The organism is Legionella maioricensis, assembly GCF_023618015.1.
GTDB lineage: Bacteria > Pseudomonadota > Gammaproteobacteria > Legionellales > Legionellaceae > Legionella > Legionella maioricensis.
Genome location: NZ_JAJKBJ010000009.1, coordinates 107,533 through 130,420 on the forward strand (window position 1 = coordinate 107,533; position 22,888 = coordinate 130,420).

Here is a 22,888-nt window from a genome sequence, read left to right on the forward strand (position 1 = left end):
AAAGTGAGGGCTCTTCCCCCAATGGCAGCGATTTTTGCAAAAGCCCTGTTGATTTTTATCAAACACGTTAAGGATGCTACTCTTATTTTGTTGTTTTTCTTTATTTTTTAAAAATAAAACCAGCGATAACTGTTCGATGCTCACCGAGTAATACGTTATAAGTTCTACACGCAGCGCCAATAGACATGCATTCAATACCTATTTGCTGTTGAGATAATTGACTAATAATAGCCATAGGAGGATATTTACCTGTATTTTCATGGCCAATGATAACGAGTTCTGGTTTTAATTTTAGCAATAAGTTAAGATAAGACTCGTCAATATTTTGAATATCACTAATTGATAAATCAGTAATGATTTCTTCTTTAGAAACAATTAAACTATTTTCGTATATGATGGAATTAATCTGAATCTTCTTATCGCTGTATGCCTGAACCGCATGCTGTTCTGCTGCTTCCAAATTGATATGCATGGTTTTAGAAATTTCATTAAGTTATAGTGGCTAACAGTATATCACAGAGGTAAATATTATGAGTCAATTTCCACGCATCAAACGCTTGCCCCCTTATGTATTTAATACCTTAAACCAACTTAAAACAGAGGCGAGGGCGCGTGGAGAAGACATCATTGATTTTGGCATGGGGAATCCCGATCAGCCTACGCCTCCACATATAGTCAATAAGCTTATAGAGGCGGCCCAAAGACCTGATACTCATCGATACTCAATGTCCAAAGGGATACCTCGATTACGCCGTGCCATGGCCACATGGTATCAGCGTAACTATGATGTTCATTTAAACAGTGAAACACAAATACTGGCAACTATCGGTTCTAAAGAGGGGCTTGCTCATTTGGCTTTAGCAATAAGTGGGCCTGGTGATACGGTATTGGTGCCTGATCCGGCTTATCCTATTCATACTTATGGTTTTATTATTGCTGGTGCTAATGTAAAGCAAGTTCCTTTAATCGACGAAACTCAGTTTTTAGCTGCTGTTGAGGACGCAATTACCCAAAGCTGGCCAAAACCCAAAGCCTTAGTGATTAATTTCCCGGCGAATCCAAGTACTCATTGTGTTGACCTTTCTTTTTTTGAACAAGTTGTGGCTTTGGCTAAACGTCATAAAATCTGGATCATTCATGATCTGGCATATGCTGATATTGTTTTTGATGGTTATAAAGCGCCTTCCATATTACAGGTTCCCGGGGCTATAGATGTTGCTATTGAAACCTATTCTATGTCTAAATCTTACAACATGCCCGGTTGGCGTGTAGGCTTTGCTTGTGGTAATGAAGAATTAGTAGCCGCTCTTACCCGAATTAAATCCTATTTGGATTATGGTACCTTTACTCCAATTCAGGTTGCTGCAATTGCAGCACTGGAAGGTTCAGATGACTGCGTTAAAGAAATTAGAGAGCTTTACGAGAAACGGCGTAATATCTTATGCGATGGATTAAATGAAATAGGTTGGAACGTAACGAAACCTAAAGCCACAATGTTCGTTTGGGCACCTATTCCTCCACATTATCTTCCCATGGGGTCATTAGAGTTTAGCAAGTATTTATTAAAAGAAGCCCAGGTTGCTGTGTCTCCTGGAATAGGTTTTGGCCAACAAGGCGATGGGTATGTACGGTTTGGGCTTATCGAAAATAAAGACCGAATGAGACAGGCGCTAAGAAATTTGAAAGCTCTATTCAAACGAGACGGATTGCTTAAGGCTGTATAGCATGGATGTTATTATTAACTCGGCGTGCGATTTCATTCCTGAACACTCCAAATCATTGGTCTCACAGGGGAAGCCGATACTGAATTTTTTGAGCTGTCTTGGCTATGGTGCAGCTGATCCCCCTTTGGCAGATGTATTAAGACGTGTCCATGGTCTTGATGGGGAATGGCTTATTTTAAGTCCGATGAATTGGATGGCCACGCATAATGACGCCATGATAGTGGCAGCTGATAAAGATCTTCAACTTGACGAAGGGACATTAAAGTACTGGTTTCAGTTGTATTCCGACTATCTGGCTGAGGAGCATATCCGTCTTTATTACCACGATGCAGAAACATGGTTATTGCATGCTATTAATAAACCACCTATAAAGGCCAAGCCGGTACATCAATTGATAAATCATTCACTTATGCCTGAGTTAGCCCAACTGGACTCGAGCATGTATTGGCAAAAATTTTTTACTGAAGGTCAAATGTTTTTTGCATCTCACCCTAATAAATCGCTATTGAATGGGGTCTGGCTATGGGGTGGGGCGGTTTTAGCGGATAAAAAAAAGATTCCTGTATGTGCTGATGAGCAGTTTTTTTCCGTTGCACAAATTTGTTCCGAGAATGTTACGCTTTATAACCCCTCAGTGCAGCTTAAACAATATTCCATTTTATTGTTAAGTGATGTGGATATTTTGAGTAAACAACATCAAGAAGAATTGAAAAAAATGCCAGTTTGTTGGTATTGGAATAACTCCGCTTATGCCCTTAAAGATCTTAACTGGCTTACTCGTCTTTGGAGAAATCTGACTCATGCTCATTAAACAACGCCAGCTCATTACAAATTCTATAAATTTGCCCGATGTGCCGGATGTATTAAAGCGTATATATGCTGCCAGAGGCATAACGGACGGGGCTCAGCTGGATAAACAATTACAAACATTGCTTCCTTTTAATACGCTTAAAGACATTGATAAAGCCTGTCTTCGTCTTGAAACAGCGCTTCGGGAGCAGCAGCGTATCCTTATTATTGGCGATTTTGATGCAGATGGCGCTACCTCTACGGCCGTTGGTATTACGGCTTTGCGCGCGATGGGGGCAAAGTTTGTTGAGTATTTAGTTCCTAACCGTTTTGAATATGGCTATGGTTTGACTCCAGCTATTGTTGAGGTAGCCAGTAAATGGCAGCCTCATTTAATTATTACCGTGGATAATGGGATCGCTAGTTTTGAAGGGGTAGAAACTGCAAATCAATTAGGTATTGATGTATTAATAACAGACCATCACTTACCCGCTGAAACAGTCCCTAGTGCTTGTGCCATTATTAATCCTAATCAGCAGGGTTGTGCTTTCCCCAGTAAGTCTATAGCGGGTGTTGGGGTGATTTTTTATGTCATGCTTGCATTACGCAGGCATCTTATCAATTCCAATTGGTTTGGCGAAATGAACATAGCTGAACCTAACATGGCGAGTTTCTTGGATCTGGTTGCCTTGGGAACTGTGGCTGATGTAGTGGGGTTTGATCAAAATAATAGAATTCTGGTGAATCAAGGAATGGCTCGAATACGCCAGGGCCTTTGCCGTGAAGGCATTAAAGCCCTTATTGAAATAGCCGGTAGAGAGTGTTCTCGCTTAAGAGAGTCTGATCTGGGATTTGCTATAGCACCAAGGTTAAATGCTGCCGGAAGATTGGATGATATGGCCTTAGGTATTGAATGTTTAATTAGTGTAGACAGAGAACAGGCAAGAAACTACTGCAAGCAATTAGACGAGCTAAACCAGGAAAGAAAACAAATAGAAATGGAAATGAAGGAGCAGGCTATGCTTGCTTTAGATAAATTATCGCTTAATGTCGATTATAAAACGAATCATTTACCAATAGCACTCTGTCTTTATGATAAAACATGGCATCAAGGAGTTATTGGTATTTTAGCTGGGCGAATGAAAGAGCGATATCATCGTCCCGTAGTTGCTTTTGCCTTGGTTAACGATCACGAATTGAAAGGATCTGCACGTTCGGTTCCCGATTTAAATATCAGGGATGTTTTGGCGGCCGTAGATAAAGATCATCCAGGGTTAATTACTAAATTCGGTGGCCATGCCATGGCTGCCGGTTTAAGTATCAACATCCACTCTCTTGATACGTTTCGTAAAGCTTTAGTTGCTGAAGTGGATAAACATCTTGAGTTATCTCAATGCGAAGGGGAGTTACTCACAGATGGTCCCTTAGAGCCAGAAGAGTTTAATTTGGAAACGGCGCAGCTTATTCAACAGGCAGGACCTTGGGGACAACAGTTTGCCGAGCCCGTTTTTGATAATGTTTTTGAAATTCTGGACCAACGGCTGGTTGGGCAAAATCACTTAAAAATGACATTAATTTCTTCGAAAGGAGGAGAGCCCGTCGATGCGATTGCCTTTAATATAGATTTAAAGTTATGGCCAAATCATCGGGCTAAATACATTCACGCAGCTTATAAATTAGATATTAATTTTTTTCAGGGGCGCACCAGATTACAATTACTGATTCAGGCGATGAATGTAACCAGCCAGGAGGCTTTAGACGTCTGATAACCCGAGTTTGTTGGCAAAAACCAAACATCGTTATTTATCAGGGAGGTGTGAGAGACTTTCACCATGCTCTGATTTTTGTCCTGGGCACATGCCATGCTCTTTAAGAGCGGTGATAATAGCAAAATTAATGTCACTTGAAATAGTCTCTTTCAAATCCACATTTTTAATAAAATACCATAAATCAATAAGAACAAATAAATTATTATGAGCAGGGGTTAAACTAAATCCTACAGTAGGATTATATGGCGGCTCTTTCATTATGTGGGGATTATTATTCGCAACATCGATTAAAAGCTGCTTGGCCAACTCAAGATCGGTGTTGCTATCTAAAATAATTTGGCTCCCCATACGACAAATTTTATTATTATGAAAGGTATAGTTAGTAAATGATTTATTAATCAAATTTGAATTAGGAATAATAACGTCAGCATGAGATAAAGTGGTTATTTGCGTAGATAATAAGCGAATTTTTTTGATGTATCCTTCTGTATCATCAATAACAACCAGATCACCTGGAGCTACTGGTTTACGTATTAACAAAATAATTCCACTGACTAAATCACTGGCGAGATGCTGTAAACCAAAACCAATACCTATAGATAAAGCCCCTGCAATTAATGCAAGACTACTAAAGTCAATTCCTGCTATTAATAAAGCGATAAAGACAGCAAAAGCGAATATCGTATAAGTGACCAGAGTTGCAATTGTATCTTGCCTGTATGTTTCTCCTTTAAAAGATCTGCTTTTTCCTACATAAGTGGATAGGCCTCTACCAATCATAACAATAAGGCAAAATATAAGAATCCCTCTTACAATTCGCTGAGGCCAGATATTAAAGTCGTAAATGGAAAAACCGCTAAGATACACTCCTTTCCACTGATCAATATAATACTGCGAAACACCCCATATTTTCATAAGGATAAACATTGAAAAAACAATCAGGCCGGCACTTAAAATGAAACGTATGGCTAAAAGCTCAATTAATTTTTTTCTGGAACTTAGTCCCATCCAGGCATGCATTTTTTTAGAAAAAGAACTGTTAGGATCATCTAAAACGTAATATATAGAACTAAGTAGATGTGTTCCTTTCACTACTATTGCTATAACTAGGACGGATGCAAGCATATTGGGGATAAAATAAATTGCAAAATCATTATAGCCAAACCAGGCCATTATAATAGTAAATATAAATACTTCTGCTAATAAAATTTTTGAAATTGTGAGTAAAGGAAGTGAGTGCTTTCTTTTAAAAAAAGGTATTTGAAAAATAAGCCAGCTTAGCCACCATGTAGCGAGATTAAGCATGGTGATGAATACTGTAAAACGAAAATGGAGCAGTGGTGGGGGAAGCCATTGACCTTTTAAGAAGATTACACTTATATAACCTAATAATAATAGAGTCAAAAGGACTGTAAAGCGTTTCAAGATGTCTCTTGCTAAATTTTCGGTGAGCGCCGGACTATACTGAGTCATTAGGGTGAGACAGAGCCTTATTAGAGTAATAATAAGCAAATAGGCTAATAATCCATCGAACAATAAAGTAATTCCGGGAGTAGGATTTACATTGAATAGTACCCAATGCAAATAAAGAGCGGCAAAAAAGATAGGAGCAAGGAAAGGAAGATCTTCACTGAACGTCTTGATAATCGAATATTTAATAACTGAATTTTTAGGAGTCTTGTTCGCAGTCGGTTTTCGGTGAAGGAAAAAAGTACACGTGATGCCTGCTATTAATATAAGAGCTAACATGATTAAGTCGGCGTTACTCAATTTATCGATACCACTGTAGCGATAAAAAATATCCTTATTGATATGAACACTGAAAAACAATTGTCGATCCAGTAAACTCCATATAGGAGCAGTCCTTGTCAACAAGGTTGATAAATGAGTGTGAGACATCCTGGCATTAATCTCGTTTAATATCTCCTGCGACCTGTAATTAAAGAACACACATTCTGCAGTTATTTTGGCGTTAATAGTTCGTTTATTAATCAAATATTGGTATCGTATATCCTGATCTTTGGTAAGTTCCGAGGATATTGCATTATTTTTTAATAAATCATCAATGTTTTGTAATTGAATTTTGCCATTGTTGACGCACTCAGTTGCTTGTTCTTGAAGACTTTTTATTAATTTAACTGTACCGTATAACTCTTCATAGCTAAAGGTTCTTACTGATAATTGCTGACCAATCTCATCAATTTTTATAACCGCTCTTTGAGCATCAAATTGGTTGTAATGTGCATTTTTTGAGTAGGCAAAGCCAACCACAGATAAAAAAAAGAAGATAATAAAAGTGGCTGTCATTCTATTATTCATTGCCGATATTCCTCGGGTCGTATGAACCACCTATTAAAGCTGAAAACAAAAAGAACAAAATGTACTATTAATAATAGCATGGATAGTAGTAAGCATGATGCGGCACTCTACTTTTATCGTGATAACCTCTCTATTAATAATAGATGGACTTTAATGAAGTAGAAAAATGAAAGAGGTGTTCTCGTTTACTCCAATAAATCTGCGGTGATATCCAACAATTGATTAAGATATTCTGTTTCATCATTCATTAGAGGACAAACAGGCTGAGTGTCAGTTATTTTTGTACAAAACCTTGGCATCAGGATATAATGCTGTCTTTATCCTGATTTAAATATATTGTTTTGAATACTGAATTATCTAAATTATCTAAATTATCAATTGCTCCAATGATAGATTGGACCTATAGCCATTTTCGAGTGTTGATGCGCCTACTTGCGCCTCAGGCTCTTTTGTATACCGAAATGCAAACGACGGGAGCCATACATAATAATCCTAAACGCGCGTTACATTTTAACGAGGTAGAACACCCATTGGCTATTCAATTGGGAGGTTCTGATCCTGAAGCTTTAGCCAAGTGTGCGATTATCGCTGAAGAGGCAGGATATGATGAGATTAACTTAAATCTTGGATGCCCTAGCGATAAAGTTCAATCCGGACGTTTTGGTGCTTGTTTGATGAAGGAACCAGAACATGTGGTTCAATGCATCCAGGCGATTAAAACAGCAGTAACTATTCCGGTTACGGCAAAAACCAGAATTGGCATAGATAATCAAGACAGCTTTGAATTTTTTAGCTTCTTTGCCCATCAATTAGTGGATGCTGGATGTGATAAATTGATTGTTCATGCACGTAAAGCCTGGCTAAGTGGTTTAAATCCCAAGCAGAATAGAACAATTCCACCCGTTAATTATGATTTTGTGTATCGCTTAAAAAGCGAAATGCCTCATATTCCAATAGTTATTAATGGTAATATCTTAAATATTAAAGAAATTAATACTCATTTAGATTATGTAGATGGAGTCATGCTGGGGAGATTGGCTTGTGATAATCCTTATTATCTCACTGAGATTCATCAGGTACTTTATCCTGAATCCCCCAAATTAAAACGCAGTCAGATATTTATGCATTATCTTGACTATTTAATTGATGAATACAGTAAGGGGGTTCCACTAAGCCTTCTGGTTAAACCAATTTTTAATTTGGCTTATGGGATGCCTGGTGCAAGTCAATGGAAAAAGAAATTAATGGCCATTCTGCAATTGAAGGATTTGGCCTTATTCAATGATTTGCGCCAATATCTATGGGATATGGAACTAATCAAAGAAAATACCCTGGAGTAATTTCTGGGGCGTGCATAAGATATAAACTATTTCCAGTACTCAGCGGTGCTTCATTCGGGCTACAATTTTTAAATTCATACGATTAATCATTCAAATCCAAGGTATTCGTGGCATTTTATATCGAATTCTAGTACATTAATGAGTTTGTTATTTGGAACATCCAGAGGAATATCTAGGCCATGCTGAATACGTTGATTAAGAAAATGTTTGGAAGCCGAAATGAGCGTACATTACGGCGTATGGAAAAGGCGATAATGGCTGTCAATGCATTTGAACCACAAATGCAAGCTTTAACGGATACCGAGTTGGCTGCAAAAACGGAGCATTTTAAAGCACGTTTTGCTCAGGGCGAAACTCTTGATGAATTACTTGCTGAAGCTTTTGCAACAGTTCGAGAGGTATCTGTTCGAACTTTAGGTCTGCGTCATTTTGATGTGCAATTAATTGGTGGAATGGTGCTGCATGAAGGCAATATCGCCGAAATGCGTACCGGGGAAGGTAAAACCCTGGTGGCTACTTTACCCGCCTATCTTAATGCGATTAGCGGTCGTGGAGTTCATGTTGTAACCGTTAATGATTATCTTGCCAAGCGAGATAGTCAGTGGATGAAGCCTATTTTTGAGTTTTTGGGATTGACTGTAGGCGTTATTTATCCTGATATGTCTCATGCTGACAAACAGGCGGCGTATAGAGCTGATATAGTATACGGAACTAACAACGAATATGGATTTGATTATCTCCGCGATAATATGGCTTTTAGTCTTGAGGACAAAGTACAAAGGGAACTCAATTTTGCAATAGTCGACGAAGTGGACTCTATTTTAATTGATGAAGCACGGACGCCTCTAATCATTTCTGGTGCAGCTGAAGACAGTTCTGAGCTTTATATAAAAATAAACACCCTTATTCCCCATTTAAAGAAACAGGAAGAAGAAGGTGGCGAAGGGGATTTTACTATCGATGAGAAGCAAAAGCAGGCTCATCTGACGGATGCAGGACATTTGCATATTGAAGAGTTACTCATTAAAGCTAAGTTGCTTGATCCAGGTGAAAGTTTATATCACGCCAGCAATATTATGTTGATGCATCATGTCAACGCTGCTTTAAAAGCTCATGCCATGTTTCATCGTGATATAGATTATATTGTTAAAGACAACCAGGTTGTCATTGTAGACGAACATACTGGTCGTACAATGCCAGGACGACGTTGGTCAGAGGGCTTACATCAAGCAGTTGAAGCAAAAGAAGGAGTTTCCATTCAAAATGAAAACCAAACGCTTGCTTCAATTACCTTCCAGAATTTCTTCAGAATGTATAATAAATTATCTGGGATGACCGGAACAGCTGATACAGAGGCGTACGAGTTCCAACAAATATATAATTTGGAAGTCGTAGTCATTCCCACTAATAAGCCGATGATGCGTAAGGACGAAGCGGATTTGGTTTATTTGAATCAGATAGATAAATATGAAGCTATTATTGAAGATATCCGGGAATGTGGAACCCGTAAGCAGCCAGTATTGGTAGGTACCGCCTCCATCGAAGCCTCTGAATATTTAAGCCAGCTGCTTAAAAAAGTGAATATCAAACATCAGGTCTTAAATGCAAAATTCCATGAAAAAGAAGCGCAAATTATTGCTGAGGCTGGGCGTCCCGGTGCAGTGACTATTGCGACTAATATGGCCGGTAGAGGAACTGACATCGTTCTTGGTGGGAGTTTGGCTGCGGACTTAGCGCAATTGCCAGAAACGGCGACTGCTGAAGAAAAAGATGCAGTAAAAGAAGTGTGGCAAAAGAGACATGATGAAGTATTGAGCGCTGGGGGCTTAAGAATTATTGGTTCTGAGCGCCACGAGTCGCGCCGTATCGATAATCAGTTACGTGGTCGGGCAGGTCGCCAGGGCGATTCTGGAAGCAGTCGTTTTTATTTATCTCTTGAAGATAATCTGATGCGTATTTTTGCTTCAGAGCGAGTGGCATCAATGATGCGTCGTTTGGGTATGAAGCCTGGTGAGCCTATTGAGCATAGTTTGGTAACCAAAGCTATTGAGAATGCTCAGCGCAAACTGGAAGGACATCATTTTGATGTAAGAAAGCAATTGTTGGATTATGACAATGTCGCCAATGATCAGAGACAAGTTATATATACTCAACGTGCCTCAATCATGGAGATGACGGATACAGAAGAAGTTGTTGCTATTATGCGAGAAGAGGTAATATCCGGTTTGGTTGATACCTACATTCCGCCGCAAAGTCTGGAGGATCAATGGGATCCTAAAGCTCTAAGTGATGTGTTAGCTGATGAGTTTAAAATCAAGGCTCCAATATCCGAGTGGATAGATGCGGATCATCATATTCAACCTGAGCAAATTAAAGAAAAAATTCTTGCTTTGGCAATAGACCTTTATGATGAAAAAGTAAGAAAAACTGGTCGCCCAGTATTATCACAATTTGAAAAATCAGTTATTTTACAAACTTTGGATAATCATTGGCGCGAGCATTTAGCCGCTATGGATCAATTACGTCAGGGTATTCATCTAAGAGGCTATGCGCAAAAAGATCCAAAACAAGAGTATAAAAAAGAAGCATTTACCTTATTTACGATGATGTTGGATAACTTGAAGTATGATGTTATCAAGTTATTATTATCCGTAGAAATTCAAACTGAGGAAGATGCTAATGCTGTTGAGGAGCAACGACGCGCAGAGCAAATTCGAAAGATGAGCCTGAACCATGAGAACCCATATGATGATAATGAGCAAAGTCAGGATCAAACCTACAAAAGACATGAAAAGAAAATAGGTCGTAATGATCCCTGTCCTTGTGGTTCAGGAAAAAAATATAAATCATGTCATGGTAGCCTCGCATGAAAGTAGCTGTTGCTATTATAACTGATGAGCAAAGCCGTATTTTGATTACCCAGCGTCCTTTTCATGTTCCACATGGAGGATTCTGGGAGTTTCCAGGTGGTAAGCTTGAATCTAATGAACCCGCGGAACAGGCTTTGATCCGGGAAATTAGAGAAGAGGTAGGACTTGAAATTCATCAGTGCCACTTGCTAGGAGAGATTACGCATCAATATCCGGATAAATCTGTACAGTTAATTGTTTTCCAGGTGAATCAATTTAGCGGGACAGCTTCTTGCATGGAAGGGCAACTGAATATGCAATGGATAGAAAAAGATAAACTAAATCCTGACGATTTTCCTGAAGCTAATAAAGGTATTTTTGATTTAATTCCAATACCCGAGGCAACAGTATAGCCAGCTGGTGATTTCGTATCGCCCATGCAAGCGATTTAAATGGACTTATTGGAATAAGGGAATGTTATTTTACTTTATATTATTATTTACTCTGCTATTTCCTCTTGATGCCATAAGTTCCAATGATACTCCTTGTGGTGGACCTACAAATTTACTTGCGATTATTGATCGACCATCTTTTGCTGATAGCGCCTGCGTGACTCCTGATAAGACCGTTATTTTGGAATCAGGATATGAAGATCTGACACTTTTAGGTGGCGGAAGGCAACAAAATTTCCCTGAAGCTTTTTTAAGATTTGGCTTGGCAGATCGATTTGAATTTAATATTTTTCTTCCTAACTATGTTCATCAAACGGTATTGCCTTATAAGGGGTATGATCCATCAACTTTAGGAGTTAAACATGAGATTGCAGCAAGTACGCAATGGGTTATTGCGATTGACGGCTATCTCATTCTTCCTTCCGGAAGTGTCAATTTCGGGAGTGAAAGGGCCGGAGGAATATTTAATGGTCTTTTTAGTTATAATATTACTTCAGAAATCAGTTTGTCTGGTATGCTTGGCCTAAGCTCACAAACTCTATCAATTAATGCTGGAGGACAGCGTTACAACAGTATTAATCCAGATCTTGTATTATCATGGACTAAAGAAAAAATTAGTATTTATGGAGAAATATATGGTCAAAGTAAAACCGGACCACAACAAGGAAGTGGTTTTATTACGGACGCAGGTGTTCTATATCAGATAAAAAAGAATATAGTAATCGATTTGGAAGCTGGGCATCGTATTAGTGGTGTCCTTGACGGATTTAGTTATTATTGGGGAACTGGTATATCCATTCAATTTTCGTAAGCATTCACGCAGTAGCCTAAATTTAAGGGAAAATTGTAGATACGGTCTTTAAAAGCAAGTTTAATGTTCATTAAGAGTTTGTTTTTAAAGACCGTATCTACATTTGACATTCTTAGCTGCCTTGTTGTACCAATCTTCTGTAGGTCTACGTCCTGCGGCTTGTCCGCAGGATCCAGTCTGGTACTTGATTTCTGGATGCCGCGAACAAGTCACGGCACGTAAAATACTCCAGTTTAGTTGTGGGAAAAACTTAAGTCTCGAGCGAAAAGCGGAATCCGGCTCGAATCAAGTTTTGATCCCGGCGCTGCGCCTTCACCCAGGCTTCCTTTAAGTTAAGCCACTAAGGAGTACATTTGTTGATCAATAATCTAATTGAAATCAATCAATAAAGGTGAATGATCTGATACTTCATCATTCATAACCGCAAACTCATTAACTATAATCTCCGGCGAAGTCAGGATGTAATCCGCAAATTTTTCTTCTTTTGAATAAAAGCGGGTACGTGTTGACCGTATATTATGAGATACGATTAGATTATGCATTCCTTGTTCCAATATGTGCATGCTTTCCGTATCAGGTCTTAAATTAAAGTCCCCGCACAAGATTTTGGGAGTATTGATTGTATCCATAAATTGACGAATGCGGTGAGATTGATTGATTCGTTCAGGTGTGTCTTTTTTCCCTTTGCCATTCCATAGGCCATGTACGTTAAGAACTGAATAAATTTTATTATTAACCCCGCACTCAACCCATTGCAGATTTCTATCGTGATTTAAACCTATGCCTGGATAATGTTGTTTTTGATGGATATTAATATCACCTTCACCAATGATATCAATATTATTTTTTATCAACATTGCAACTCCATAAACATTTTCAACTGCGGGTTTAAAAATAGCATGATGGTCTGGAAGTAGTCTTTGTAAGTCAGCAAAGATGTTAAGACTTAACTCTCTTTCTTTATCTACAAGGGTCCGGTGGGCGTTATAATAGACCTCCTGGAGACAGAAAATATCTACATTTCGATGTTCATGAATAAATTTTAATAGAGGATTTCTAAGATGTCCTCCCCAGATATTTAAGGTTATTAATTTCATTTACAATTAGTTCTCTTGTTCATATCTGACAAAACGCAATTTCCATATTAACGGTTTTATCGCGAATTTCCTGGGTAGTCGATAACTCATACAGCCTGATTGTTAAACTATGATGGCCTAGCTGTAGCTTTGGGATAATGCCCATTATTTTATCCATTTTTAATAAAATCAAATGATTCACTGATTTAGGAGAGATGCTATGCTGGTAAAATCCGTTATATGCAATAATTGGAATATATTGCGTTGCTTCTCGTAAAAGTGATAAATAAACTGTCACTGTTTGTTCCAAATCCTTTAAACAGTGCACCCATTGATTAATCGTTTTTTGTCTTAGTAAAGGATCTGAGTCAAACCATAATACTAAATGAGGCGAGTTAAACTCACATTCCTTAGTATTGGGATGATGAATCTGCCTTAACGTTTTTAAAAACTCATCATTGTGTATTGAATTACTAAAGCGACCGGGAACATGATTTAAAGCATGAATTTGAGTCGCTAAATTATCAAATAACAGGGTATTAGCCAATAAGTTACTTTTTTTTAATACATGTTCTATGCGAATTAACTCTTTAAGAAATCTGCTTTTTAATTCTGGTTTTTCAATAACATCAACAATTTCAATAATATGTTTTAAGGCAAAGCGGTGGATGACTTCATGAGATTCATAACAGGCTTGATTGATAGTTTTAAATAAAAACTCTAAGCGTAAAGCAATTCTTGATAAAAAATGTGTGGCTAATTGAAAAGTAATCGTGTCGTTATACATATAATCTGGCCATCCTAGCATGATCCGACTTTGGTACTCAGTATTTTATCTCAGTGTAGATTTTCATTGTCTTTCACACGAAAGTTGCTTATAGAAGCTCTTTATGACCTATGTGTGACTCAAAATATCACAGTGCGAAAGTCAGTTTTTTGCGCATAGACTAACATAAAAGTCATTGAAAACAAAAGATATCTTGTGTCTTGCAACTCTTCTGTTACTTATATCTGTTTTAAGTCTTGAATTTATTCTTAAATACTATAAAGCATTCAGATATTTATAGTGTAGTTTTTCCAAGTCATGTTTTAAGACATTCAGACCAGCAGCATTAATAATTACATCATCGGCGCTTTTTAAACGTAAATTATCGTCAGGCTGGGCAGATAAAATAGCTTGGGCTTGTTCTTTCGAACATTTATCTCGCTCCATGACACGAGCTATTTGCAGCTCTTGCGGTGCAGTAATGACTAATATTTTATTTAGATAAGGATATTTTTTTTTATCAAGCAACAAGGGAATTTCAACAACACAATAAGGGGTAATGCATAAATTAACTTGTTTCTCCAGATTCTTACGAATAAGCGGATGCAGCAGATTTTCTAACCATCTTCGTTCATCGGGGTTAGAAAAAATAATATCTCGCATGCGCTTGCGATTAAGTTCACCGTCTTCAAGAATTATCTCAGGGCCATAATGTGCAATAATTTCTTTGTAAGTAGGCGTATTCTTGGCTGTTAATTCTTTAGAGACCTTATCTGCACTAAGAACCTCTACTCCCAAGCTTGCAAAAATTTTAGCAGCAGTAGTTTTCCCACTGGCTATATTACCAGTTAATCCAACGGCAAAGACCATTACATTCTAACTCCCTCTTGGAAACTCGCACAGGTTACTAAATTAATATAACAGGTATCAGGGACCGTACTTTTTTCTCTACAATAAGCCTGGGCTCCAAGAGCAGCATCATCACGCTGTGAATAAAAGTTGCTTTGCCAGGGCATTGCCGTTTGATCTAATGCGGTACATCGCCACATCGGTCTAGTACTCATACCTTGATTAAATCCCTCGCAGTTGGCTATGGATGCTTTGCAGCTTAAAGGATTTTTACTTTCTTTCTTGCATGTTGCAAAGGCAAAGTTGAGCGCTGCCTTTTGATAAGTGCTTTTTGCTGACCATTGCTGGTTTGCATTGTCCTGGGTGGTACATACCCAATAGTTCCCTCTAGTTAAAAAAGGTGCTGATGCTGCGGTACCGCAACCCAATAAGAACAACAATAAATAATATTTAAAGTTGTGATTCATTTTCCTCTCCTTGTAACAGGTCAAATAATTTTTCGATGGATAGCGCTCTTGAAAAATACCAACCTTGTAGAAATCTTACTCCATTTTCTGATAAATAATTAACTTGTTCTTCTGTTTCAACACCTTCAGCAATAATAATCAAATTTAATCGTTTCGCCATATTAATAATGGCATCATTTAAAGACTCTGTAATCGCTTTTGTACCAATAGCTTGAATAAATAATTTATCAATTTTCAGATAGTTAAAGGGAAAATGATGTAAATAACTGATGCTGGCATGTCCCGTACCATAATCATCAACAGCTAAAGAAAATCCTGCTTGACGCAATTCCCGCATTTTATCGAAGAAAATACCATTATTTTTATCTAATAGATCCCTTTCAGTTATTTCAAAAATAATTTGGGTAGGGGAGATGACATATTGTTCAACTAGTAAATTAAATTTGTTAAAAAAAGTGGGATCAGTAAAATGCAAAGCTGAAATATTAAAAGCCAGATGAAAATCAGGGTAATTATTTAAAAGAGCTTTAGTTTGATTAAAAGCTATTTCTATAATTTGTAAAGTAATTGGCACAATTAATCCATTAGCCTCTGCTTCTTCAATAAATAAGTCAGGCATAATTATTTGATTTTTCTTGTCTTGCCATCGTAATAATACTTCGACTCCCGCATATTTCTTTTTTTCTTTATCAAAAAGAGGCTGATAGGTTGGATAAAATTCCTTGTTTTTTAATGCTGATTTCATCGCACCAAGCAAAGAATAACGCTTAGTGATGAAATTTTTCGTTATAAAGTACAATAAACACGAAATGATTAAGATGGTTAAACTGACTAATGTCTCTCTATATCCTAAATGACGTAGTGTGGTATTTTCATCCTTAAAAACCATCACCTTAACTCCATCTATGCTATAAAGCTTATCCACCGCAAATAGAGATTGATCCTTCTGCAAAGATAAGTCTTCTTGATTATTATTAAATATCCAACCTGAGCGCTCAGGATTACGTTCAATTCTTAAAATAGTTTTTCTTTCTGAGTTATCATAAAGTGCAACCGCGTTGACACTGTCATCTAAGGGATAAAGTACATTTTTAATTGTAGAGGAAAGGACGAGGATTCCTATATCATAATGTCCCATTTTCTGTTGAATAAAATAAACTGGCTGATCAAATATAGAGAGATTATATGGTCCTGAAATGCTCCTGGGACGAGCATGGGATAAAACAAGCCCCGTGGTATCACTCAAAGTGGAGCAGAGCAGCTTGGTGTTATCACTAACTACTAATCCTGCAATTTTAGGATCATTTAAAGGAATTCGTTCCAGATAAGGAGCTAATCCCTCTTGGCAATCTGAGAAATTTTTTTCATAAGCGGGTAATGTATAAATTTCCTGAAAGAGATCTTCAATCAATCGGTCCGTATTATTGCTGAGTTTAATCGCTGTTTCTGAAATATTTTGATATGACTTTTCCAGACTAATTTGCCAATTTCTATAAAGGGCCACTAAAAGCACTAGAAGCGTAATTAAAACCCAAAGGAAAGTGAATCGTTTATAAATTATCAGTGATGACTGTTGAAATAATTTACTCATAGCCTTGCGCTTTCGTATAAGCTGCATCTATAGAGTTTAGTGTTATTTTCGCTAATTTCCTAATAATTTCACTCTCCGTGTTTAAAGGGGGAAGCCAGTATAGTGTTTTTCCTATCGGTCTTATAAGGGCACCATATTTTAATGCTTGTTGATACACCTCATTGCCTATACGGTAATCACCTATCTCGGCGAGGTCAGCTGCTACAACGGCACCAACACCTCTGACATTGTTTAACTTGCCAGACTCTTCAGCCACCTGTTTGAGGTAATCTAGCATGGTTTCTCCCAGGCGTTGTGCCTTATTTATGATGTCCTCATGGTGCATTGCTTTAATTGTCGCCAAGGCCGCACTTACTGCCAAAGGATTCCCACTGTAGGTATGGGAATGTAAAAATGAATTCCCTGTTTTGTAATCTCCATAAAAAAGATCATAAATGGAACTATCAATCATGACACAACTGAATGGAATGGAGCCGGATGTTAGTCCTTTCGATAAGCAGATTAAATCAGGCTCAATTCCCGCATGATCGCATGCCAACCATTGTCCGGTTCGTCCAAGTCCAGTCATGATTTCATCGGCAATCAGATAAATACCTTTTGATTTTGCCCATAAGGATATTTTTTTTAAAAAATCAGCACTGTAGCATAACATTCCCCCTGCGCCTTGAATAATCGGTTCTACAATAAGTGCACAGACGTTGTCACTGATTTTGTCTAATTGAGCCACAATAGCATCCCATTCATTATCACAACAGCGCCACAAAGGATCATTTATTCCGGTTACATAGGGAATATTGTCAACAAAATAACAGGGAACACCAAAGGATTTGTACGGTTCCTTGTAAATACCCAAGTCACTGACACTCATTGTTCCAAGCGTCTCTCCATGGTATCCATTTTTAAGCGCAATAAATTGATTCTTATTTTTATGCCCCTTAATTTGATTCGCATGCAGTGCTAACTTCATTGCAATTTCAACAGCACTAGCCCCATCACTGGCAAAAAAAACATGTTGCTTACCAGTAATTTCTGTTAAATGCTCCGCTAATTCAACTAGAGCAGGGTGAGTAGTATTTGCACCAATGACATGCTCGAAACGCGATAACTGGTCTTTAATTGCGGAAATTACCGCGGGATGTCCATGTCCCAAAGACTTACACCACCAGCTCGAAATGGCATCAATTAATGGACCTTGATTCGTGTAAAGATAACTGCCTTGAGCTTGTTCAATTACTAAAGGAGGACACATCTCAAAATCTTTCATCTGAGAACAGGGGTGCCAAATATGCTTTAAATTCCTTGAGATTAATTTTTCTACGTTGACCATTATTTAAAAAATTGGTTGACAAGTTTGGGCACCACTCTATCATGTTCATTATTATGAATAAAAGGGGGACGTTGTGACTGAGGCTAAAAAAAACTGGTCAATTTCTGAGATTACTGCAATCTATCAGCAGCCATTTAATGATTTACTTCATCAGGCTCATACAATACATAAGCAACATCATGAATCTAATTCCTTGCAGTTTGCCACTTTATTAAGCATCAAGACGGGGGCTTGTCCCGAAGATTGCGGCTATTGCTCTCAAAGCGGTCATTTTAAAACCCATGTGGAAAAAGAAAAATTAATGTCAGTAGCGGAAGTGCTCAAAAGTGCCCAGGAAGCAAAAGACGGAGGGGCAAAACGGTTTTGTATGGGAGCTGCCTGGCGCTGTGTGCCTGATAAGGCGATGCCTAAATTAAAAGAAATGATTGAAGGAGTCAAATCTTTGGGCTTGGAAACCTGTATGACCCTAGGCATGTTGAATCAGGAGCAAGCAGAAAGCCTGAAAGAAGCGGGGTTGGACTTCTATAATCATAATATAGATACCTCACCGTCTTATTACGAAAAAGTAGTGACCACTCGTAAATTCAGTGATCGTCTCGAGACGCTCAATACGGTTCGCGCTGCTGGAATCAATGTATGTTGTGGCGGGATTTTGGGTTTGGGTGAAACTCGTGAAGATCGCATCGAATTTTTATTAACCCTTGCTAATATGGAAGTCCCACCGGAAAGTGTACCGATTAATAGATTGATACCGGTGGAAGGAACCCGACTTGCAGAAGCACAACCAGTTGAAGGTATTGAGTTAGTAAGAACTATCGCTACTGCCCGAATCCTCATGCCCAAAAGTGTTGTTCGCCTTACAGCAGGACGAACTGAAATGAGTGATGAGCTGCAGGCTCTATGTTATTACGCTGGCGCAAACTCAGTGTTCATCGGGGATAAATTATTGACAGAAGAAAATCCCCAACGTGCTAAAGATAAAGCTCTGTTTAATAAACTTGGTTTGACTGAGATGGTATAGATGAGTTTGAATGATAAAATTAAAGAATATACTGAGCAGTTAAATCGGCAAGGATTATTGAGAGTCAGGCAAGTTTGCGAACCTGCCAATTCAACATTGATTCATTTTGATAGTAATGATTATTTATCGTTGACCCAGGATAAACGTATTGCTAAGGCATATCAGGATGGATATGCCTTTTATCCTGCGGGAAGTGGCGCGTCAATGTTGCTTAGTGGTTACCACCCTAATCATCAGGCAGTTGAGCATGCTTTTGCAGATCTGCTGAATGTAGATGCGTGTGTTTTATTTTCTTCTGGCTATGCTGCAAATTTGGCTATTACCGCCTTACTAGGTTTACTTAAAGTATATTGCTTAATAGATAAAAGCATACATGCTTCGGTTTATGACGGATTAGCATTATCGCAAGTAAGTTATACTCGCTATCGGCATAATGATATGAATGATTTGGCGCAGAAACTGAAAGCCGTTGCTCTCAACTCTGTTTTATTGACTGAGGGAATTTTTAGTATGAGTGGGCAAATTGCGCCGTTATCGACCATTTCTTCGCTCTGTTTTAATAACAAAACAGAACTTGTGGTTGATGAGGCTCATTCTTTTGGCGTTTTGGGAAATCAAGGAAAAGGTTCTGTTGATTACCACGGACTATCTCAAAGAGAAGTTCCTCTTCGAGTTATTCCTTTAGGTAAAGCTTTTGCAGCGCAAGGGGCACTGATTGCTGGAAAAGAAGAATGGATTAATGCTCTTTTGCAAGCAGGTCGTTCTGTAGTGTATTCAACAGCGATTAGTCCTGCTTTGAGTTATGGCTTATTAAAAACTTTAGAAGTTGTGGCCTGCGCTGACGATAGGCGCCAAAAATTAGTCCAGCTCATTAAATTATTTAAGGAGCAGATCAACGACTCACCGCTAAAATGGATTGATTCTGAAACGCCCATTCAACAATTGCATTTGCAATGCCCTCATTTAGCGCTTCATTATGCTCAGGAGTTGAAAAAAGAAGGGGTTAGTTGTTCGGCTATAAGGACGCCAACAGTCAATATAAAGTCTACTGGTTTGCGAGTTATTCTTAATTACCGTCATCAGCCCGAGCAAATTCAACAATTGTTTAAAAAGTTGCATGCTATTTATGAATATACACATTAATCGCTACGGACAAGGAACTCCCTTGGTCCTGTTTCATGGATGGGGATTTGATAATCAAATCTGGTTACCATTAATTCCTTTTCTTCAAGACCGTTATCAATTGATGCTAGTTGATCTGCCGGGTTTTGGCTTGACTCCCATGATGAATTGGCATGACTTTAAAATTCATTTGCTCGAGCAGCTGCCGCCTAGATTTGCTTTAGCTGGATGGTCTATGGGAGGACTTTATGCGACACGACTGGCGATAGAAGAACCTCATCGAGTGCGTTGTCTATTAAATATAAGCTCATCCCCCCGATTTATTACTGATGCTTTATGGCCCGGCGTGGCCAAAGAAGTGTTTCTTAATTTTTATAGAAATCTATCAACTGATATTAATAAAACACTGCATGACTTTATTGCCTTACAATTAAATAAAAATAAATTCAAGTTTGTTCCAGGCGCGCCGCCAAGCCCAGAGGGGTTGGCAAAAGGTTTGACTATTTTAGACACATGGGATTTGCGAGAGGGAGTAAAAAATCTTGTCCAACCAACATGCTTCATGTTTGGGCGCCTTGATCCCATTACACCGGTTAAAACCATGAATACCATGCAGACTCTTTATCCAGATTTTAAATATGTTCTTTTTAACAAGGCCGCTCATATGCCCTTTTTATCGCACACTGAGTTATTTATTGAGGAAGTATTAGAGTTTATCCAATGAAACGATATTTTATTACGGGTACCGATACAGACTGTGGCAAAACTTATGTCACAGCAAAACTGGTTGAATATTTTGCCAATGCTGCAGCAATAAAACCTGTAGCCAGTGGGTGTGTGGTGATAGAAAATCAGTTAGTGAGTACAGATGCTCAACATTTACAGCAAAGTAGTCCTTTATCATTGAATGTGATTAATCCCTGGCGATTTAAATTACCTGTTTCACCCCATATAGCATCGAAAGAAGAAGGAATCTGTTTATCGATAAAAGAAATAGCCGATTATTGTATGAATTTACAATTACCAGGCGTTGAATCCCTTTTTATTGAAGGAGCAGGGGGGCTAATGGTTCCCTTAAATGAAAAGGAGACCTGGATTGATTTTTTAAAGGAGACGGACATTCCTGTAGTTATAGTTGTTGGATTAAAATTAGGTTGCATTAATCACGCACTGCTTACTGAAACGGCTTTAGAAGCTAATAAAATTAAATGTGTGGGATGGATAGCTAATTGCCTTGACCCTGAAATGCTGGCGTTATCAGATAATATAAGAACTCTAAAGAGCATTTTGAATTTTCCCTTATTAGCTACTATCCCATATTTTGGTGAACTTTCAGAGGTTAATCAGGAACTCTTCTAGAGCCTTTTTGACAATTCATCTTTCCCGACCTGCTGCGTTTGGGATTGAGGGACCCTCATAAATTTTACCGCATACATAAAGCATGTTGTGGGTTTGGACAATCCCGTCGTTGCGAACATAGCGAAGCAATTGATAGAGTTTTGTTTGAAAAGCTTAAAGAATAATCCTCAAAAAATTACTTCCGGACATAAATTCATTTCATTCCAACACCTTAACCCATATAAAATGCGACAAATGTTGTCCATACGCTGTTAGTTAGCTATAATCGACTGTTCAATTAATGTTATTTGAAGTGAATGGAGTTATTTTCGATGCCAATTTATGAATATGAATGTACAAGTTGTCATCATCATTTTGATTTAATACAGAAAGTCACTGCAGAACCTGTGAAGCAATGTCCTGTATGTTTTAATAATTCAGTGGTTAAACTGGTCTCTGCAGCAGGTTTCCAGCTCAAGGGAACAGGGTGGTATGCTACTGATTTTAAAACCAAAGGTACTGCACCCAAGGATGCTTCTGGTAAAAAAGAAGACTCCGGTAAGACCAGTAATGCTACAGCCAAGGATAATCCTGCTGCCACGGGTACAGCAAAATCAACTAAAGGTGATTCTGAGTGAAGTATAACTCGATACGAAGTTACTTACTTGCGGGTTTAGTCGTATGGTTACCCATTCTCATCACTATGGGGGTTCTTCGTTTCATCATTGATTTACTGGATAATACACTTGCTCTAGTTCCTAAGGGGTATCAACCGGAACAGCTATTTGGTATACATATTCCAGGCCTTGGCGTCATATTGTCATTGATCTTACTGGTGAGTACGGGAATTTTGGCCACGAATTTTTTGGGCCAGAGGTTAATGAATTGGGGAGAGTCACTGCTTTCAAGAATTCCTTTGGTTCGCTCTATATATAATTCTGTTAAACAAGTACTTAATACTATTTTATCGACTAATAGCGAGGCTTTTCGCAAAGTGTTACTAATAGAGTATCCTCGCCATGGGATGTGGACTCTCGGGTTTCAAACCGGAGCCGTAAATTCTGAAATAAGTAAGAAAGTAAATGATGAAATGCTCTCGGTGTTTATACCGACAACGCCTAATCCGACATCCGGGTTTCTTGTTATGATTCCCAAAAAAGAGGCTATTGAACTGAACATGAGTATTGATGAGGCATTGAAGTTTACAATCTCTTTAGGCGTCATGCAGTCTAATACTGCCATGCCATTAGTTACAAACAAAATAAAAATTAAATAGGT

Annotated in this window: 21 protein-coding genes; 13 read left to right on the forward strand and 8 right to left on the reverse strand. The window is 38.3% G+C overall.

All coding sequences use genetic code 11. The features are described from left to right. Nucleotides 1-100 precede the first annotated feature (100 nt). A complete protein-coding gene (locus LOX96_RS09280) occupies nucleotides 101-472 on the reverse strand; it encodes an Mth938-like domain-containing protein (RefSeq protein WP_250421188.1) in 372 nt (123 codons plus the stop codon). Nucleotides 473-530: 58 nt separating this feature from the next. On the opposite strand from LOX96_RS09280, the gene alaC reads away from it, so the two are divergent. From alaC to recJ, 3 genes are read left to right on the forward strand one after another with little or no spacing between them, the layout of a single operon-like run. Beyond that, nucleotides 531-1,724 (forward strand): alanine transaminase, encoded by a 1,194-nt coding sequence (gene alaC / locus LOX96_RS09285; protein WP_250421189.1) that lies wholly within the window; start codon nucleotides 531-533, stop codon nucleotides 1,722-1,724. 1 nt (nucleotide 1,725) lies between these two features. After that, entirely contained in the window at nucleotides 1,726-2,535 is an 810-nt protein-coding gene (locus tag LOX96_RS09290) for a hypothetical protein (protein ID WP_250421190.1), read from the forward strand. Next, on the forward strand, nucleotides 2,525-4,279 hold the full coding sequence (gene recJ, locus LOX96_RS09295) for a single-stranded-DNA-specific exonuclease RecJ (RefSeq protein ID WP_250421191.1): 1,755 nt from the start codon (nucleotides 2,525-2,527) through the stop codon (nucleotides 4,277-4,279). Before LOX96_RS09290 ends, recJ begins: the two co-directional genes overlap by 11 nt. Nucleotides 4,280-4,312: 33 nt before the next feature. On the opposite strand, the gene LOX96_RS09300 is transcribed toward recJ, so the two are convergent. Next, complete coding sequence (locus LOX96_RS09300; RefSeq protein WP_250421192.1) at nucleotides 4,313-6,601, reverse strand: mechanosensitive ion channel family protein; 2,289 nt, start codon at nucleotides 6,599-6,601, stop codon at nucleotides 4,313-4,315. Between the two features lie 341 nt (nucleotides 6,602-6,942). Between LOX96_RS09300 and dusA the strand changes: the two genes are divergently transcribed. The 4 genes from dusA (at nucleotide 6,943) to LOX96_RS09320 (ending at nucleotide 12,053) form a co-directional block, all read left to right on the forward strand. Continuing rightward, nucleotides 6,943-7,941 carry a tRNA dihydrouridine(20/20a) synthase DusA gene (dusA, locus tag LOX96_RS09305; RefSeq protein WP_284498344.1) on the forward strand — a complete coding sequence of 333 codons (999 nt, stop codon included), beginning with the start codon at nucleotides 6,943-6,945 and terminating at the stop codon, nucleotides 7,939-7,941. Between the two features lie 179 nt (nucleotides 7,942-8,120). Continuing rightward, complete coding sequence (secA, locus tag LOX96_RS09310) at nucleotides 8,121-10,811, forward strand: preprotein translocase subunit SecA (RefSeq protein WP_250421193.1); 2,691 nt, start codon at nucleotides 8,121-8,123, stop codon at nucleotides 10,809-10,811. Then, nucleotides 10,808-11,203, forward strand: coding sequence for an 8-oxo-dGTP diphosphatase MutT (gene mutT, locus LOX96_RS09315; protein WP_250421194.1), 396 nt, complete (start codon nucleotides 10,808-10,810; stop codon nucleotides 11,201-11,203). The genes secA and mutT overlap by 4 nt, the downstream gene beginning before the upstream one ends. A 61-nt stretch (nucleotides 11,204-11,264) precedes the next feature. Continuing rightward, complete coding sequence (locus LOX96_RS09320) at nucleotides 11,265-12,053, forward strand: transporter (RefSeq protein ID WP_250421195.1); 789 nt, start codon at nucleotides 11,265-11,267, stop codon at nucleotides 12,051-12,053. Between the two features lie 368 nt (nucleotides 12,054-12,421). Here the strand turns inward: LOX96_RS09320 and LOX96_RS09325 are convergent, their stop codons facing one another. The 6 genes from LOX96_RS09325 to bioA form a co-directional block, all read right to left on the reverse strand. Further along, nucleotides 12,422-13,150, reverse strand: coding sequence for an endonuclease/exonuclease/phosphatase family protein (locus LOX96_RS09325; protein WP_250421196.1), 729 nt, complete (start codon nucleotides 13,148-13,150; stop codon nucleotides 12,422-12,424). Nucleotides 13,151-13,169: 19 nt separating this feature from the next. Continuing rightward, the gene (gene zapD / locus LOX96_RS09330; RefSeq protein WP_250421197.1) at nucleotides 13,170-13,916 is read right to left on the reverse strand and encodes a cell division protein ZapD; all 747 of its coding nucleotides are present in this window, start codon (nucleotides 13,914-13,916) and stop codon (nucleotides 13,170-13,172) included. 255 nt (nucleotides 13,917-14,171) lie between these two features. Next, nucleotides 14,172-14,765 (reverse strand): dephospho-CoA kinase, encoded by a 594-nt coding sequence (gene coaE / locus LOX96_RS09335; protein WP_250421198.1) that lies wholly within the window; start codon nucleotides 14,763-14,765, stop codon nucleotides 14,172-14,174. Further along, a complete protein-coding gene (locus LOX96_RS09340; RefSeq protein WP_250421199.1) occupies nucleotides 14,765-15,211 on the reverse strand; it encodes a hypothetical protein in 447 nt (148 codons plus the stop codon). Before LOX96_RS09340 ends, coaE begins: the two co-directional genes overlap by 1 nt. Further along, entirely contained in the window at nucleotides 15,195-16,802 is a 1,608-nt protein-coding gene (locus LOX96_RS09345) for an EAL domain-containing protein (RefSeq protein WP_250421200.1), read from the reverse strand. Before LOX96_RS09345 ends, LOX96_RS09340 begins: the two co-directional genes overlap by 17 nt. Beyond that, complete coding sequence (gene bioA / locus LOX96_RS09350) at nucleotides 16,795-18,129, reverse strand: adenosylmethionine--8-amino-7-oxononanoate transaminase (RefSeq protein WP_250421201.1); 1,335 nt, start codon at nucleotides 18,127-18,129, stop codon at nucleotides 16,795-16,797. Before bioA ends, LOX96_RS09345 begins: the two co-directional genes overlap by 8 nt. Before the next feature lie 73 nt (nucleotides 18,130-18,202). Here bioA and bioB point away from each other — a divergent pair, with 73 nt between their 5' ends. The 6 genes from bioB (at nucleotide 18,203) to LOX96_RS09380 (ending at nucleotide 22,886) form a co-directional block, all read left to right on the forward strand. Continuing rightward, nucleotides 18,203-19,150 (forward strand): biotin synthase BioB, encoded by a 948-nt coding sequence (bioB, locus tag LOX96_RS09355; protein ID WP_250421202.1) that lies wholly within the window; start codon nucleotides 18,203-18,205, stop codon nucleotides 19,148-19,150. Further along, nucleotides 19,151-20,293 (forward strand): aminotransferase class I/II-fold pyridoxal phosphate-dependent enzyme, encoded by a 1,143-nt coding sequence (locus LOX96_RS09360; RefSeq protein ID WP_250421203.1) that lies wholly within the window; start codon nucleotides 19,151-19,153, stop codon nucleotides 20,291-20,293. It begins immediately after the preceding gene. Further along, a complete protein-coding gene (locus tag LOX96_RS09365) occupies nucleotides 20,277-20,996 on the forward strand; it encodes an alpha/beta fold hydrolase (protein ID WP_250421204.1) in 720 nt (239 codons plus the stop codon). The genes LOX96_RS09360 and LOX96_RS09365 overlap by 17 nt, the downstream gene beginning before the upstream one ends. Then, nucleotides 20,993-21,631, forward strand: coding sequence for a dethiobiotin synthase (gene bioD, locus LOX96_RS09370; RefSeq protein ID WP_250421205.1), 639 nt, complete (start codon nucleotides 20,993-20,995; stop codon nucleotides 21,629-21,631). The genes LOX96_RS09365 and bioD overlap by 4 nt, the downstream gene beginning before the upstream one ends. Before the next feature lie 311 nt (nucleotides 21,632-21,942). Beyond that, the gene (locus LOX96_RS09375) at nucleotides 21,943-22,248 is read left to right on the forward strand and encodes an FmdB family zinc ribbon protein (protein ID WP_250421206.1); all 306 of its coding nucleotides are present in this window, start codon (nucleotides 21,943-21,945) and stop codon (nucleotides 22,246-22,248) included. Beyond that, complete coding sequence (locus tag LOX96_RS09380; protein WP_250421207.1) at nucleotides 22,245-22,886, forward strand: DUF502 domain-containing protein; 642 nt, start codon at nucleotides 22,245-22,247, stop codon at nucleotides 22,884-22,886. Before LOX96_RS09375 ends, LOX96_RS09380 begins: the two co-directional genes overlap by 4 nt. Nucleotides 22,887-22,888 lie beyond the last annotated feature (2 nt).

Excerpts from the sequence above, each read along its gene's own strand:
- LOX96_RS09280 (WP_250421188.1), bottom strand. The coding sequence starts at position 472 with ATGCATATCAATTTGGAAGCAGCAGAACAGCATGCGGTTCAGGCATAC.
- alaC (WP_250421189.1), top strand. The coding sequence starts at position 531 with ATGAGTCAATTTCCACGCATCAAACGCTTGCCCCCTTATGTATTTAAT.
- LOX96_RS09290 (WP_250421190.1), top strand. The coding sequence starts at position 1,726 with ATGGATGTTATTATTAACTCGGCGTGCGATTTCATTCCTGAACACTCC.
- recJ (WP_250421191.1), top strand. The coding sequence starts at position 2,525 with ATGCTCATTAAACAACGCCAGCTCATTACAAATTCTATAAATTTGCCC.
- LOX96_RS09300 (WP_250421192.1), bottom strand. The coding sequence starts at position 6,601 with ATGAATAATAGAATGACAGCCACTTTTATTATCTTCTTTTTTTTATCT.
- secA (WP_250421193.1), top strand. The coding sequence starts at position 8,121 with ATGCTGAATACGTTGATTAAGAAAATGTTTGGAAGCCGAAATGAGCGT.
- mutT (WP_250421194.1), top strand. The coding sequence starts at position 10,808 with ATGAAAGTAGCTGTTGCTATTATAACTGATGAGCAAAGCCGTATTTTG.
- LOX96_RS09320 (WP_250421195.1), top strand. The coding sequence starts at position 11,265 with ATGTTATTTTACTTTATATTATTATTTACTCTGCTATTTCCTCTTGAT.
- LOX96_RS09325 (WP_250421196.1), bottom strand. The coding sequence starts at position 13,150 with ATGAAATTAATAACCTTAAATATCTGGGGAGGACATCTTAGAAATCCT.
- zapD (WP_250421197.1), bottom strand. The coding sequence starts at position 13,916 with ATGTATAACGACACGATTACTTTTCAATTAGCCACACATTTTTTATCA.
- coaE (WP_250421198.1), bottom strand. The coding sequence starts at position 14,765 with ATGGTCTTTGCCGTTGGATTAACTGGTAATATAGCCAGTGGGAAAACT.
- LOX96_RS09340 (WP_250421199.1), bottom strand. The coding sequence starts at position 15,211 with ATGAATCACAACTTTAAATATTATTTATTGTTGTTCTTATTGGGTTGC.
- LOX96_RS09345 (WP_250421200.1), bottom strand. The coding sequence starts at position 16,802 with ATGAGTAAATTATTTCAACAGTCATCACTGATAATTTATAAACGATTC.
- bioA (WP_250421201.1), bottom strand. The coding sequence starts at position 18,129 with ATGGTCAACGTAGAAAAATTAATCTCAAGGAATTTAAAGCATATTTGG.
- LOX96_RS09360 (WP_250421203.1), top strand. The coding sequence starts at position 19,151 with ATGAGTTTGAATGATAAAATTAAAGAATATACTGAGCAGTTAAATCGG.
- LOX96_RS09365 (WP_250421204.1), top strand. The coding sequence starts at position 20,277 with ATGAATATACACATTAATCGCTACGGACAAGGAACTCCCTTGGTCCTG.
- bioD (WP_250421205.1), top strand. The coding sequence starts at position 20,993 with ATGAAACGATATTTTATTACGGGTACCGATACAGACTGTGGCAAAACT.
- LOX96_RS09375 (WP_250421206.1), top strand. The coding sequence starts at position 21,943 with ATGCCAATTTATGAATATGAATGTACAAGTTGTCATCATCATTTTGAT.